The organism is Winogradskyella psychrotolerans RS-3, assembly GCF_000427335.1.
Taxonomy (GTDB): domain Bacteria; phylum Bacteroidota; class Bacteroidia; order Flavobacteriales; family Flavobacteriaceae; genus Winogradskyella; species Winogradskyella psychrotolerans.
Window position 1 is genome coordinate 83597 of the sequence record NZ_ATMR01000164.1, and the last position, 14185, is coordinate 97781.

The window sequence follows — 14185 nt, forward strand, 5'->3', positions numbered from 1 at the left end:
CCTGTATAAATATGTTGCAAATTAATCAAAAATAACCACAAAATACGTCTCCTACTTTGTATTTTTGTGATTCAAAACCTATTAAAATGACAAAGCTAAGTGTTAATATAAATAAGATTGCAACGTTAAGAAATAGTCGTGGAGGCGATATTCCTAATGTAGTGCAGTTTGCTAAAGACGTACAGCGTTTTGGTGCTGAAGGCGTTACTATTCACCCAAGACCAGATGAAAGACATATTCGATACCAAGATGCATACGATTTAAAATCTGAAGTTTACACTGAGTACAATATAGAAGGTAATCCCATTCCGAAGTTTGTGGATATGGTTTTAAAAATTAAACCCACACAAGTCACTTTAGTACCGGATTCAGTTGATGCTATTACCTCTAATGCAGGTTGGGATACTATAAAACATAAAGATTTTTTAATTGAAGTGATAAAAGAATTTAAAGCAAACGGCATTAGAACATCCATATTTGTAGATCCCGATTTACGTCAAATTGAAGGCGCAAAAGCTACAGGGACAGACCGCATAGAATTATACACCGAAGCATTTGCACATCAGTATAGTTTAGGAAATGAAGATGCTATAAAACCCTACATGGAATGTGCAGGTCTAGCCAACACTTTGCAACTTGGCATTAATGCTGGTCATGATTTATCTTTAGACAACATCGCTTTCTTTAAAGAAAACATTACAGGCTTATTAGAAGTATCTATTGGCCATGCATTAATTGCAGAAAGTTTATATTTAGGAGTTGAGAATGTTATTGGGATGTATCTTAATAAGCTAAAATAATAATTCACGCTTAGGCGCTAAGAAAAAATACGGTATGACATTATATTCAAATATCATAGGAGAAGGCAAACCATTTATTATCCTTCATGGTTTTTTAGGCATGGGAGACAATTGGAAAACCTTAGCCAAAAAATTTTCAGAGTCTAATTTTGAAGTTCATCTCGTGGATCAACGTAATCATGGTCGTAGTTTTCATTCGGAAGATTTTGATTATGAATTAATGGCAGAAGATTTGAAGCATTATTGTGATGATAATAATTTAAATGACATTGTTTTATTGGGGCATTCTATGGGTGGAAAAACCGCTATGCTTTTTGCTGCAAAATATCCAGAACTAGTTAGTAAGCTAATTGTCGCTGATATTTCACCGCGTTATTATCCTGTGCATCATGATGCTATTTTAGAAGGCTTAAGTAGTTTGGATTTTTCTGAAATTAAAAGTCGTGGAGAAGCAGATGACGCACTAAGCAACTATGTCCACGAAGACGGAACACGAATGTTTTTGCTCAAAAATTTATATTGGATAGAAAAAGGACAACTTGCTTTACGTATGAATTTAGACGTCTTAAAAGAAAATGTTTCTGAAGTTGGAGAAGCACTTCCAATACATGCCACCTTTCAAAAAGACACTTTGTTTTTACGCGGAGACCGTTCCGAATATATTGGAGACGCAGATGAAGCTATTATTCACAGACATTTTCCTAACTCAAAACTTATCACAATTTCAAAATCTGGTCATTGGTTACATGCCGAAAATCCTAAAGAATTCTACGAAGCTGTGATGAATTTTATATCTTAGGGTAACTTAATTAAATACTGAAATTATGAATTTACTAATTAGACTTTTACTAAACGCCTTAGCTGTTTTTGTTTTGGCAAACATACTTAATGGCGTCACTGTAGATGGTTATATTGGCGCTATTATAGTTGCCATTGTACTCTCCATTCTTAATTTATTAGTAAAGCCCATCTTAGTAATCCTAACACTACCGGCAACTATTGTCACCTTAGGACTTTTCCTTTTGGTGATAAATGCACTAATCATATTACTTGCAGACAAACTTATAGACGGATTTGGAGTGTCTAGTTTCTGGACTGCATTACTTTTTAGTGTGCTTTTATCTATTTTACAATCGGTATTACAATCGTTCGTAAAAGACGATAAAAAGTAGCTTAGCTTCAAACCTTTAAAACTGTTGTTGGGTTGCAAAAATTATTGTATTTTTGCAGCCCAATTTTAGTTTCAATAAAAATGAACATTACAAGAGAAAACATCGATGCATTAAATGCAGTTGTAAAAGTGGATATCGCTAAAGAAGATTACAGCGACAAAGTAGAGAAAATCTTATTAGATTATCGTAAATCTGCTAACATTCCTGGTTTTAGAAAAGGCCATGTACCAATGGGAATGGTAAAAAAACAATACGGTAAAGCTGTATTAGTAGATGAAGTAAACAAATTACTACAAGACGCTCTTGGCAAGTATTTAGTTGAAGAAAAATTAGATGTTTTAGGTAATCCATTACCAAAAGCACAAGACGATTTAGATTGGGATGCTGAAGCATTTACTTTTGAATTCGAATTAGGTTTAGCACCAGAATTCAACGTAGAATTGAAAAGCAAAAAAGCAATAACACATTATAGTATTGTGGCTGATGACAAAATGATCAATGATCAGATTGAGCATATCCAAAAGCAATATGGTAAAATTGTTTCTCAAGACGAAGTGACTGAAGCTTCTGAAATTACAGGAACTTTCACTAACGAAGAAAAAGAAATCGATAATTCTACAATGATTACTTTAGATAAATTAAAAGGAAAAACAAATCCTAAGAAATTTATCGGAGCTAAAGTTGGTGATGTAGTTACCTTAAAAACTAAAGGCTTATTTAATGACGATCACGATTTAATGACGTTTTTAAAAGTATCTCACGATGATGCTCATGGTTTAGATATCGAAGTGAATTTTACAATCACCGAAATTAACGATCGTGAATTAGCAGATTTAGATCAAGAGTTATTTGATAAGTTATTTGGAAAAGGTATTGTAACCTCTGTATCTGAGTTGAAAGCTAAAATCAAGGAAGACTCAGAAAAGCAATTTACACAACAAGGTGACCAAAAATTATTAAACGACGTTACTGAAAACTTAGTTGAAAACACAAAATTCGATTTACCAGCAAGCTTCTTACAAAAATGGATGCAAACTTCAGGTGAAGAAGAAATGACTGAAGAGCAAGCTAAAGAAGAGTATGAAAAGTCTGAAAAAAGCATGCGTTACCAACTTATTGAAGGTAAATTAATCACAGAACACAAGCTTCAAGTTCAGTTTGAAGAATTAAAAGCGTATTCAATGGACATGATTAAAGGACAAATGGCTCAATTTGGCCAAATGAATCCTTCAGATAAAGAATTAGAGGACATTGCTGCTCGTATTTTAGGAAACCAAGACGAAGTAAAGCGTATGTCTGAGCAATTAATGAGTCAGAAGTTATTAAACTTATATAAGACAGAAGCTAATATTAAGACCAAAGACATCACTTACGATGATTTTGTAAAAGAATTCTATAGCTAGTTTTAAAAATATTAAGGCTAAGCCTTAAAACCTTAAAATGTGGTTAACGTAAAACGTTAACCTAAAAATTATTAGTATCTTTAAGGCGTAAAATGTAAAAATTTTACGCTTTTTTTTGGAATACATTTTTCATTAAAAAAAGATATTAGACTGCACACCGCAGTAGTACTTTATTGAAATAAAAATTAATTAAAAGAATTAAAATTCATATGGATTACGGAAAAGAATTTGAAAAATTTGCAATAAAAGATCAAGGTATAAATAGCAACTATTACTCTAAGATTATTGAGAGCATGTACCCTTCTAATATGACGCCTAATATTATTGAAGAACGTCAGATGAATATCGCCGTTTTTGATGTGTTCTCGCGTTTAATGATGGATCGTATTATATTTTTAGGCACAGGTGTTAATGACCAAGTGGCAAATATTATACAAGCACAGTTATTATTTTTACAAAGTACTGATGCTTCAAAAGATATTCAAATTTATATTAATTCACCAGGAGGTTCTGTTTACGCAGGTTTGGGTATCTATGATACGATGCAATTTGTAAAACCAGACGTAGCAACTATTTGTACAGGTATTGCAGCATCAATGGCAGCTGTATTATTATGTGCTGGTGCAGAAGGAAAACGTTCTGCATTAACACATTCTCGTGTTATGATTCACCAGGTAAGTAGTGGAACTCAGGGTCAGTTAAGCGATATGCAAATTGCTTTAAAGGAGACTATTAGAGTTAAGGAAGAATTATATGCCGTTATTGCTAAACATACTGGTAAAACAGTAGAACAAGTTGAAAAAGATTCTGACAGAGATTATTGGATGCGTTCTCAAGAAGCTTTAGACTACGGAATGATTGACGAAGTATTAACGAGAAAGTAATCTTAATAACTTTCGACTTATAATTAAAATGTAAAATTAGATTTCTGCTTTCGCAGGAATTAAAAAATTGATAATGGCAAAGGAAGAATTAGAATGTTCATTTTGTGGTAGGAAAAAGCCAGAGACCAGCTTGCTAATAGCAGGTTTGGATGCACATATTTGTGATCGTTGTATTGAACAAGCACATGGTATTGTTATAGAAGAGTCTAAACAATCTGGAAATTCAGAATTAAGCTCAGAATTGATACTTAAAAAGCCCAAAGAAATTAAAGGCTTTTTAGACGAGTATATCATAGGGCAAGAAAACACTAAACGTGTAATGTCTGTTGCAGTTTACAACCACTATAAGCGTTTATTACAGCCACCATCTGACGATGATATTGAGATACAAAAAAGTAATATCATTATGGTTGGGCAAACAGGTACAGGTAAAACATTAATGGCTAAGACCATTTCTAAAATGTTAAATGTCCCTTTAGCAATTGTTGATGCTACCGTACTTACAGAAGCCGGTTATGTGGGTGAAGATGTTGAGAGCATATTAACACGCTTATTACAAGCTGCAGACTACAATCTTGAAAAAGCAGAACGTGGTATTGTTTTTATTGATGAAATTGATAAGATTGCACGTAAAAGCGATAATCCATCGATAACTAGAGATGTTTCGGGCGAAGGAGTACAGCAAGCCTTATTAAAACTTTTGGAAGGAACCGTGGTTAATGTACCGCCAAAAGGTGGTCGTAAGCATCCTGATCAAAAGTTTATTGAAGTTAATACCGAAAATATTTTATTTATTGCAGGTGGAGCTTTTGATGGTATTGAACGTGCCATTTCCAAACGTTTAAACATGCAAGCTATGGGTTATAGCGCCATGAAAACCGATAATATAGATAAGGATAACATTCTACAATATATTATTCCTAAAGATTTAAAAGATTTTGGATTAATACCAGAAATTATAGGTCGTTTACCTGTATTAACATACATGGACCCTTTAGATGCTAAAACATTAAGAGCTATACTGACGGAACCTAAAAATGCCATTATTAAACAATACAAAAAATTGTTTGAGATGGATGACGTTGAGTTTACAATTACAGATGGTGCTTTAGATTATATTGTTGGAAAAGCAATTGAATACAAGCTTGGTGCTCGTGGTTTAAGATCGCTTTGTGAAGAGATTTTAACAGATGCTATGTTTGAACTACCTAGTTCGGACGAAACGAAGTTAAACGTTACAAAAGCTTTTGCTGAGGATCGTTTAAACAAATCCACAATTAAAAAATTGAAAGCCGTCTCATAAATTTCAATATTACATCATAAAAAAAGCCACAATTTCAATATTAGAAATTGTGGTTTTTTCGTTTAGTTAGGGATTGATTAATTAAATATTGCACGCAATACTTTATATATAATGAGGGAATTTAAATTAATGATAGCACATTTATTTACCGCTAATATATAGGCATAAATTAAAGTAAGCTGAATTTGATTTTTTTATTAGACAAAACTTATAAGATTGTCGTTATAGTGACAAGATGTGTTTTTATTAGCGATAAAGTGTACCCTAAATAAAAGCATCTATATTAAAGCTATTATTTGGTCTAATGTCTATACTATTAACAATTTTTACTGGTAATTAAGCTGTAGCAACTCTTCAAGATATTTTCTGCTATTAGATAACCGTGGCACTTTATGCTGACCACCAAGCCTATCGTTCTCTTTAAACCAATCGTAGAACAAATTTGGTCTTGCACTGTGAATTTTTGGTTTATTGAGCGTCATATTATTAAGACGTTTTGCTTCATAATCTGAGTTTAGAGATTTTAAAGAATTATCAAACAACTCTTCAAAATGAGACATATTATCAGGGGGTCTTTTAAATTCTATGATCCACTCATGCGCTCCTTTTTCTTTACCTTCCATAAAAACAGGAGCAGCAGTGTAATCCACAATTTCAGCTGAAGTATCCTCACAAACTTTACGCAGTGCTTCCTCTGCATTTTCTATAATTAACTCTTCACCAAAAGCGTTAATATGGTGTTTCGTTCTTCCCGACACCTTAATCCTATGCGGACTTAAACTTACAAAACGTATAGTATCTCCAATTTTGTATCTCCACAAACCAGCGTTAGTGGTGATAATAACCGCATAATTAGTATTTAGTTTAACATCGCTTAGAGGAATCACTATTTGTTCTTCAGTGCCATAGGAAGTCATAGGAATAAATTCATAGAAAATTCCATAATCTAGCATCAACAATAAATCACTAGAATTATTCTGATCTTGAATAGCAAAGAAACCTTCGGAGGCATTATAGATTTCGTAATATCTAAATTTATCAGAAGGTAAAATAGCCTTATACTGTTCTACATAGGGATTGAAATTTACTCCACCATGAAAGTATACTTCTAGATTTGGCCAAATATCAAAAAGATTGTCTTTACCCGTTTTTTCTAAAACATTATTTAGTAAAACCAACATCCAAGACGGCACACCTGCTAAACTTGTTACGTTTTCTTCTACCGTTTCTTCAACAATAGCTTGCATCTTATGCTCCCAATCACTCATCAACGATACTCGGTTGCTTGGTGTACTACTAAACTCTGCCCAAAATGGCATATTATCAATAAGGATGGCACTTAAATCACCGAACACAGTTCCATTCTCCTTATATAATTCCTTACTTCCACCAAGGCGCAAACTTTTACCAGTAAACAATTGCGCATCTTCATTATTATTTAAATACATACACAACAAATCTTTACTTGCTGCATAATGGCAATCTTCAAGAGATTCAAAACTTACAGGAATAAACTTACTTTTAGCGTTAGTTGTTCCACTAGATTTGGCGAACCATTTTATAGGTCTTGGCCAAAAAATATTCTGCTCACCATTACGTGAACGTTCAATTAGTGGTTGAAAATCTTCATAGTTGACAACAGGAATTCGCGCATTAAACTCTCTATACGTTTTTATAGAATCGAAATCATATTGTCTACCGATCTCAGTGTCCTTTGCCAGTTTTAATAAACTAAAAAGTAACTCGTTCTGTACTTCGTTAGGGTATTTTAGAAACAATTCAATTTGATGGAATCGTTTTTTCAAAAACCAAGACGCAATGGAATTTACAATAGGAATTGGCATGGATTGGCTATCTTTACGCTATTAATTAATGCTAAAAATACTAAATTTCTTTATGCTTTATACAGGAGTCCTCACTAAAATGCAAACCGAGTTTTTAGAACCTATTCAATACTATTTGGTCTTTGAGAATGACTTTATTCATGTAAACCAATTATTAAACAAAACCATTGATATAAAACTGATTGGACACCAATGTTTGAGCTGCGGATTAAACAAACCTATTTACAGACAAGGTTTTTGTAAAACCTGTTTTTTTGACAAACCTTTTGCTGGTGATTGGATTATGCGACCAGAATTGAGCACAGCACATTTAGGTAAAGAAGATAGAGATTTAGATTACGAAACAAAAGTGCAACTACAACCGCATATTGTCTATTTAGCGAATTCGAGCAACGTAAAAGTTGGAGTTACTAGAAAAAGCCAAGTACCAACACGTTGGATTGACCAAGGTGCGCACGAAGCTGTTGAAATTGTTGAAGTACCAAATCGTTATTTAGCAGGAATTACCGAAGTTGCTTTAAAAGATTATGTAGCCGATAAGACTAATTGGAGAACAATGTTAAAGAACGATATAAAAGATGAAGATTTATTAGAATGGAAACAAAATTAAAAGCCTACATTCCTGAGGAAGCCTTACCATATTTTATTGAAGACAACACAGAAACCCATATTAAGTTCCCTGTAGAGCACTATCCTGAAAAGCTAAAAAGTCTGAATTTGAGTAAAACTCCTCATTATTCAGGAAAACTAGTTGGCATTAAAGGACAGTATTTAATTTTTGAAGATGACACCGTTTTTAATGTAAGATCTAACGAAGGGTCGGTTGTAGAATTGAGTATTTAAATATCTTGGTTAATTTTCTAAACACAGCGTCATAGGATCATCTTTAATTATCGGCTTTATAATTGTTGCTATTGTATTCTGGTTTTGGGCAATTTTTGATATCACCCGATCTCGATTTAAAACCCCTTATATGAGTACCGTATGGTTTCTAGCTATTTTATTCTTTCCAGTAATCGGTTGTCTCCTTTATTTTCTATTTAGAAAAAAGCTTATTACTGAAAGCCCTAGAAAATTTCAGCCTAAATTTAATCGAAGAGACTTAAATTAATCCGAGAAAGATTATTTACGCAAACCTCTTTTTCTTTAGGACACTGTCACTTCGACTTCGCTCAGCAACCATAACCTGAATAGGTAATTACTTAAAATAAGACAATAAATCCGATTTTTTAGAGGCCGAAACCAAAATTTCTTTTCCGTTACTTAACACTACACTACCTCCTTTGCCTTTTACATATTTTACGATTTCATTCACATTAACTAAATAGCTCTTGTGGACTCTGGCAAAATTGGCATCTTTTAGACTTTCTTCAATATATTTTAAGGTTTTACTAACGAGTTTCTTTTTGTTGTTATTCAGATATATTTCGGTGTAGTTATCATCCGCCTTGCAATACATTATGTCTGCAGTATCGATAACCTCAAAACCATCTTGTTGCGGAATGGTAATCTTTCCTCTCACAGAATTAGTCTTTGGCACTAAAACCTCATCTTGAAGTGCATCTTCTTTCGTTCTAATTTCTGTAACGTAATCTACAGCCTTTATCAATTCATCAATAGAAATGGGTTTCATTAAATAATAAGACGCATGCGCATTTAAAGCATCGATTGCATAATGATTATAAGCCGTCACAAATATGGTTTCAAAATTAATATCGCCAACTTTATCTAATAAATCGAAGGCATTACCATAAGGCATTTCTACATCTAAAAACACCACATCTAAGTCATTATTTCGAATTAAAACTAAGGCTTCTTCAACATTAGCAGCTTCTCCTAATATTGAAATATTTGGACAATATTTAGTCAGATAATTCCTTAAAATCAGTCTACTATTTTCCTCGTCTTCTACTATTATGGCGTTTAGTTTCATAGTCTATAATTTGAAGTGAGAAACTCGAAGCTCGAAGTTACTTCCAACTTCCAACTTCGGGCTTCAACCTTTATTTAGTCTTTTTTAATTGTCACGATTACTTTTGTTCCTGCATCTTCCAATTCTTGAAAATCAGCTATCGTAACATCAACTTTATCTTTATACATCTCATTTAAAATGGCAACACGTTTTTTAATGTTGTTCATTCCCTTTGAATTCTGCTTTTTCTGATGATCAGTTTTCAAAGCTTTAGAACGCATCCTTCCAATACCATCATCTGAAATGGTAATCGTTATTTCAGCTGCAGATTTTGGTTGAATATGAATATTCAAATGTCCTTTTTCTTTTTATAGCGCAAGCCATGCCAAACCGCATTTTCAATATAGGGCTGTAATAACATTGGTGGAATCTGGAATTCTTCAACATCAACAGCTTCATCAACATCAATAGCATAATCAAACTTATCTTGAAACCTAAAATGTTCGAGCTTGGTATATAAATTCAATAATTCTATTTCTTTTTTAAGTGGAATAAAATCTTCTTCACTATTTTCTAAAACCGCACGCATCAATTGCGAAAAATCAGATAAATATTTGTTTGCTGTTCGTTCATCATTAGTCGCTATAAATGTATTCACCGAGTTTAATGCATTAAAAATAAAATGCGGATTCATTTGGCTTCGCAACGATTTTAAGGCTAATAAATTATTTGCTAAACGCTGTTGCTTAATATATTTAAACATTAAATAACCGGTAATTAAAAGTAATACCAAACCTCCAATTAATGAATAAATTATAAACTGTTGGCTTTTGTTTCGCTCTTGAGTTAATTCATAAGTACTTTTAGATAATGCCCGATCACTTTCTAAAGATGTTATTCTATTTTGCTGCTCTGCAATGTTGCGGCTAAAGCGAGCTGCTTGAGAAATTTCTTGAATTTTTTTAGCATATAATTCATCCACAACATCTTTATACTCGTCATTATAAGCTATAGTTTTTTCTGTATTACCCAATCTAGCATTAACTTCAGAAAGCTTACGGGTTGCATCTAACTTAACATCTAAATCACCTCGTTCACCTGCTTCTTCCCTACTTTTCTCTAAGTACGGAATGGCATTCGTTAAATCGTTACTCAATAAATAGGCATTACCAATTTTATAATTTTGCTTTTGTGACGTAATTGGACTTTCGTTGCTAATAATAGAATCGTTCTCAATATCTTTAATACCTTCTATAGCCAATTTCCGTAATACAATCTCACTTTCATATTCTGCGTTATCACTGTTAAACTCAGCGACTTTAACTTGTTCTTCAACAGCGCGTTTTTTATTTTCTTGTTTTGCTAAATTCAACGAATTAGTAAAATAATCTTTAGCCTTAGTTGTCTGCCCTTGCTCACTATACACTTGCGCGATTTTAGAATTTAAATCGGTAACTTTTGGTGCTATAAGGTGCTTTTGGGCCACTTTTAATCCATCTTCATAAGCTTTTACGGCCTTGTTAAAATCTTTCAGTTTCACATAAGCATCGCCAATCCCTTCATACCACATTGTTTTCTCATAATTAGATAAGCTTTTTTCACCTAACTGGTTATATGAAGACAGACTCGTTTCATAATCACCATTGTTAAGATATGCTTTAGATAGTTTAAGTTTTACAGAAGCTGTTTCTACATTTTGAAGGCTAATCTTATAGGCTGAAATTGCCAAATCAAACTGTTTCCAATGTATATACACATCACCTAACAATCCATAAGCTTCAGCACTTTGTACGTTACTAACATTTACATTTAAGGCATCACCAATAAACTTTATACTTTTCTCTGCATCTTTTTTAAGATAAACATCTGCAGAATCTATCATCTGGTTAAAACGCTTAAAATCTCCTTTATCTCTCCCACGCGAATCCGATTGTGTGGCATCTTCTACTTTAATATTAATACGTTCATCAGACTTTATAACATAATAAATGGTTTCAAAATCAGGATGTTTAATAATAAGCTCATCTCCTATTTTAGCTTTTATATCAAATGAGCCATCAAAACTAGTAGTAACATATCTCCCGCCATTAACTAATATCTCAACATTTTTATATGGCTTATTTGTTTCCTTTTCGGATACGGAACCTCTTATGGTAAATAGAGTATTTTCATCTGCACTATTTCTATTTTGCCCAAAAGCTGTAAAACCTATGAGACAAAAGAGTAGCAGTATATAATATGTTTTAGAAATTTTCACTTAACTTTTAATTAGTTGGACTAAACTACATACTTTATTTGGTTTCAAAAAATGAGCTATTCGAAATCCGCTTCCTTTTTCGGCTTAAAATGCCAAGTCTACTAAAATTACAGAAGACTTCACTCACTCGAAATAGCACTTTACTCATTGTGGTTTTTAATCCCTGTTTTATCGGTAGAGCTTTACACCATAAATCAAAAAACAATGATCACCATGAAAACAATCAATTCAATTCTACTATTATTTTTAATAAGCTGTGCGCATCTATCAGCACAACACCGAGGAAATTATAATGAAATCACCCAAGATATTTCTAGACAAAATATTCTAAGTTCTGGAAATGCGCAAATCTATAATCCAACAGCAAAAAAGCAAATTAACCAAACACTTCACCCTAGTAATATATTGACTGTTGATGTAAAAGCGCTTCAAAATGTAAGTGCGACAACTTACACAGCCATATTCAATGTATCCCAAATGGGACCTTCAGCCGAAATTACAAACCAACTTATGAAAGCACGTATAGACCAAATTAAAAATCGCTTAAATGCTAAAGGTATTACTCAAAACAATATCGCCATTGATGTGATTTCTTTTATTCCTATTTATGAAGTTGAAGTCACCAAGAAATTATTCAGTAAAACGTATACAGAAGTTCCTAAGGGATTTGAATTGCAACAAAACATTCATATTCAATTTACAAAAACCAATCAGTTTGAAGCCATTTTAGAAGCTTGTGCACAAAGTGAAGTTTATAACTTGGTTAAGGTTGATTATTATATTGAAAACATTCAGGACGTTTACAAAAATCTTCAAGATCAATTATTAAAACTTATTGAAGAGAAAAAAGCGTATTACAAGGTTTTAGGCTTTGACATGTCTGATTATAACGTGGCCATTGCAGATGACAAATATTGTTATTTTCCAAAAGATTTCTACCAAAGCTACCAAGCCTATAATAGCACTTCAGTTGAAGCTTTAGATAAAAACAAAGGTGTAACTACAGCTAAAAAACAAACCTCTTATTACTATCAGCCTTTAACTTACGAAAACTATGATGTCGTAATTAATCCTTCCATTTTAGAACCTGTTGTTCAAATCGGGATGAATATAAAACTAGCCTTTACACCTAAACCTATAGAGAAAGCTGCATTACCAATTGTAGAAACTAAAATAGACCATAAATACTATGTGATATCTCCAAACGGCACCATCGATGTTAAAGAATTGAATACTAAAAAATAGAAAGATAAGACCGCTTCACTTATAGAAACAAGGACAAAGACTTGCTTTATGAAGCTATAAAATTATAGGTTTCAAATAAAAAAGATCGCTAAAAAATATCCGATTAATTTCTGATTTTATTAAGGGGAATTAGATACTTAATCGTGAAAGAGAAATAATAATTAAGCAAAATAAAACATATGAAAACTCAATTCAAAACCTTAATCCTAGCAGTTAGTTTAGCATCACTTACTGCTTGCAACGCAAATTCGAATAACAGAAATGAAGATTTAGCCATCTCCGAAATAGTGATTAAAACAACTTCAAAAGACAAAAATCCTGAAATTAAAGTCGCGTTGCTATTAGATACCAGCAATAGTATGGATGGTTTAATAGACCAAGCCAAAGCGCAACTTTGGAAAATTGTAAATGAATTGTCTTATGCCAAATGTGAAGAACAAAGTCCTAATTTAAAAATTGCACTTTACGAATATGGAAATGATAATCTTAATGCAGATGAAGGTTACTTAAGACAAGTAATTGCTTTTAGTGATGATTTAGATGAAATTTCAAAATCCCTATTCTCACTAACTACTAATGGAGGTAATGAATATTGCGGAAAAGTAATTAATACAGCTTTAAACCAATTAGAATGGGGAGATAACAAAGAGGACTTAAAACTTATTTTCATCGCAGGGAATGAGCCTTACACACAAGGAAACGTCAATTACAAAGACGCCTCTAAATTAGCACATCAAAATGATGTTACTGTGAACACTATTTTTTGTGGTGATTACGATCAAGGCATTTCAACCAAATGGAAAGATGGAGCGGATTTAACCCATGGAAATTATATGGCCATAAATCATAACCAAGCAACAGTGCATGTGGCGTCACCATATGATGATGAAATCTTAGAGCTCAATAAAAAACTAAATACAACCTATGTTGCTTATGGAACTTCTGGAAGAAAAAAATGGAAATGCAAGCAGAACAAGATGCCAATGCCATGAGCTATAATAAAGCGAATGCTGTGAGTAGAACCGTGAGTAAAAGTTCTCGTTTATACAAAAACAGTTCTTGGGATTTAGTTGATGCTGAAAAGGAAACTAATTTTTCTTATGATGAAATAAAAGACAGTGAATTGCCTCAAGAATTAAAAGGAAAATCGACATCTGAAATTAAAACTTATGTTGAAGAAAAAGCTAAAACACGTAAAAGACTTCAAGATGAAATTGCAACATTAAACTTAAGTCGCCGAAACTATATTGATAAACAGACTAAAGATTCTAGTAATGGATTAGAAAATGCACTGATTAAAGCTTTAAAATCTCAAGCTGAACAGAAAAATTACAAATGGGAATAATTAATTGTTTCAACAAAAAA

At 32.7% G+C, this 14185-nt stretch carries 14 protein-coding genes and 1 pseudogene; 11 read left to right on the forward strand and 4 right to left on the reverse strand.

The features are described 5' to 3' along the window. Positions 1 to 86 precede the first annotated feature (86 nt). The 6 genes from ADIWIN_RS15515 (at position 87) to clpX (ending at position 5562) form a co-directional block, all read left to right on the forward strand. Positions 87 to 800, forward strand: a complete 714-nt coding sequence (locus ADIWIN_RS15515; protein WP_020895570.1) for a pyridoxine 5'-phosphate synthase — start codon at positions 87 to 89, stop codon at positions 798 to 800. 34 nt (positions 801 to 834) lie between these two features. Next, entirely contained in the window at positions 835 to 1599 is a 765-nt protein-coding gene (locus ADIWIN_RS15520) for an alpha/beta fold hydrolase (protein WP_020895571.1), read from the forward strand. A 25-nt stretch (positions 1600 to 1624) separates the two neighbouring features. Further along, positions 1625 to 1972 carry a phage holin family protein gene (locus ADIWIN_RS15525; RefSeq protein WP_020895572.1) on the forward strand — a complete coding sequence of 116 codons (348 nt, stop codon included), beginning with the start codon at positions 1625 to 1627 and terminating at the stop codon, positions 1970 to 1972. An 80-nt stretch (positions 1973 to 2052) separates the two neighbouring features. Further along, entirely contained in the window at positions 2053 to 3375 is a 1323-nt protein-coding gene (gene tig / locus ADIWIN_RS15530) for a trigger factor (protein ID WP_040757592.1), read from the forward strand. Between the two features lie 209 nt (positions 3376 to 3584). Beyond that, on the forward strand, positions 3585 to 4259 hold the full coding sequence (locus ADIWIN_RS15535; RefSeq protein ID WP_020895574.1) for a ClpP family protease: 675 nt from the start codon (positions 3585 to 3587) through the stop codon (positions 4257 to 4259). A 73-nt stretch (positions 4260 to 4332) separates the two neighbouring features. Continuing rightward, the gene (gene clpX / locus ADIWIN_RS15540; RefSeq protein WP_020895575.1) at positions 4333 to 5562 is read left to right on the forward strand and encodes an ATP-dependent Clp protease ATP-binding subunit ClpX; all 1230 of its coding nucleotides are present in this window, start codon (positions 4333 to 4335) and stop codon (positions 5560 to 5562) included. Positions 5563 to 5888: 326 nt separating this feature from the next. Here the strand turns inward: clpX and ADIWIN_RS15545 are convergent, their stop codons facing one another. After that, positions 5889 to 7406 (reverse strand): GH3 auxin-responsive promoter family protein, encoded by a 1518-nt coding sequence (locus tag ADIWIN_RS15545; protein WP_020895576.1) that lies wholly within the window; start codon positions 7404 to 7406, stop codon positions 5889 to 5891. Between the two features lie 52 nt (positions 7407 to 7458). Here ADIWIN_RS15545 and ADIWIN_RS15550 point away from each other — a divergent pair. Beyond that, a pseudogene (locus tag ADIWIN_RS15550) lies at positions 7459 to 8249 on the forward strand (DUF2797 domain-containing protein). A gap of 70 nt (positions 8250 to 8319) precedes the next feature. Then, complete coding sequence (locus ADIWIN_RS21515; RefSeq protein ID WP_262507775.1) at positions 8320 to 8517, forward strand: PLD nuclease N-terminal domain-containing protein; 198 nt, start codon at positions 8320 to 8322, stop codon at positions 8515 to 8517. 87 nt (positions 8518 to 8604) lie between these two features. On the opposite strand, the gene ADIWIN_RS15555 is transcribed toward ADIWIN_RS21515, so the two are convergent. The 3 genes from ADIWIN_RS15555 to ADIWIN_RS15560 all read right to left on the reverse strand — a co-directional run bounded on the left by ADIWIN_RS15555 (position 8605) and on the right by ADIWIN_RS15560 (position 11575). Further along, a complete protein-coding gene (locus tag ADIWIN_RS15555; RefSeq protein ID WP_020895579.1) occupies positions 8605 to 9339 on the reverse strand; it encodes a LytR/AlgR family response regulator transcription factor in 735 nt (244 codons plus the stop codon). A gap of 74 nt (positions 9340 to 9413) precedes the next feature. After that, entirely contained in the window at positions 9414 to 9671 is a 258-nt protein-coding gene (locus tag ADIWIN_RS21520) for a hypothetical protein (protein WP_020895580.1), read from the reverse strand. After that, positions 9668 to 11575: a tetratricopeptide repeat-containing sensor histidine kinase gene (locus ADIWIN_RS15560; RefSeq protein ID WP_020895581.1), complete on the reverse strand. Its 1908-nt coding sequence runs from the start codon at positions 11573 to 11575 to the stop codon at positions 9668 to 9670. Before ADIWIN_RS15560 ends, ADIWIN_RS21520 begins: the two co-directional genes overlap by 4 nt. Positions 11576 to 11788: 213 nt before the next feature. Here ADIWIN_RS15560 and ADIWIN_RS15565 point away from each other — a divergent pair, with 213 nt between their 5' ends. From ADIWIN_RS15565 to ADIWIN_RS21525, 3 genes are all read left to right on the forward strand, one after another. Further along, on the forward strand, positions 11789 to 12820 hold the full coding sequence (locus ADIWIN_RS15565; protein ID WP_040757599.1) for an SIMPL domain-containing protein: 1032 nt from the start codon (positions 11789 to 11791) through the stop codon (positions 12818 to 12820). Between the two features lie 179 nt (positions 12821 to 12999). Then, complete coding sequence (locus ADIWIN_RS15570) at positions 13000 to 13812, forward strand: vWA domain-containing protein (RefSeq protein ID WP_020895583.1); 813 nt, start codon at positions 13000 to 13002, stop codon at positions 13810 to 13812. Further along, entirely contained in the window at positions 13782 to 14165 is a 384-nt protein-coding gene (locus ADIWIN_RS21525) for a hypothetical protein (protein ID WP_020895584.1), read from the forward strand. The genes ADIWIN_RS15570 and ADIWIN_RS21525 overlap by 31 nt, the downstream gene beginning before the upstream one ends. The last annotated feature ends 20 nt before the right edge of the window (positions 14166 to 14185 follow it).

Coding starts and splice junctions, on each gene's coding strand:
- ADIWIN_RS15515 (WP_020895570.1), top strand. CDS start 87: ATGACAAAGCTAAGTGTTAATATAAATAAGATTGCAACGTTAAGAAAT.
- ADIWIN_RS15520 (WP_020895571.1), top strand. CDS start 835: ATGACATTATATTCAAATATCATAGGAGAAGGCAAACCATTTATTATC.
- ADIWIN_RS15525 (WP_020895572.1), top strand. CDS start 1,625: ATGAATTTACTAATTAGACTTTTACTAAACGCCTTAGCTGTTTTTGTT.
- tig (WP_040757592.1), top strand. CDS start 2,053: ATGAACATTACAAGAGAAAACATCGATGCATTAAATGCAGTTGTAAAA.
- ADIWIN_RS15535 (WP_020895574.1), top strand. CDS start 3,585: ATGGATTACGGAAAAGAATTTGAAAAATTTGCAATAAAAGATCAAGGT.
- clpX (WP_020895575.1), top strand. CDS start 4,333: ATGGCAAAGGAAGAATTAGAATGTTCATTTTGTGGTAGGAAAAAGCCA.
- ADIWIN_RS15545 (WP_020895576.1), bottom strand. CDS start 7,406: ATGCCAATTCCTATTGTAAATTCCATTGCGTCTTGGTTTTTGAAAAAA.
- ADIWIN_RS15555 (WP_020895579.1), bottom strand. CDS start 9,339: ATGAAACTAAACGCCATAATAGTAGAAGACGAGGAAAATAGTAGACTG.
- ADIWIN_RS15565 (WP_040757599.1), top strand. CDS start 11,789: ATGAAAACAATCAATTCAATTCTACTATTATTTTTAATAAGCTGTGCG.
- ADIWIN_RS15570 (WP_020895583.1), top strand. CDS start 13,000: ATGAAAACTCAATTCAAAACCTTAATCCTAGCAGTTAGTTTAGCATCA.
- ADIWIN_RS21525 (WP_020895584.1), top strand. CDS start 13,782: ATGCAAGCAGAACAAGATGCCAATGCCATGAGCTATAATAAAGCGAAT.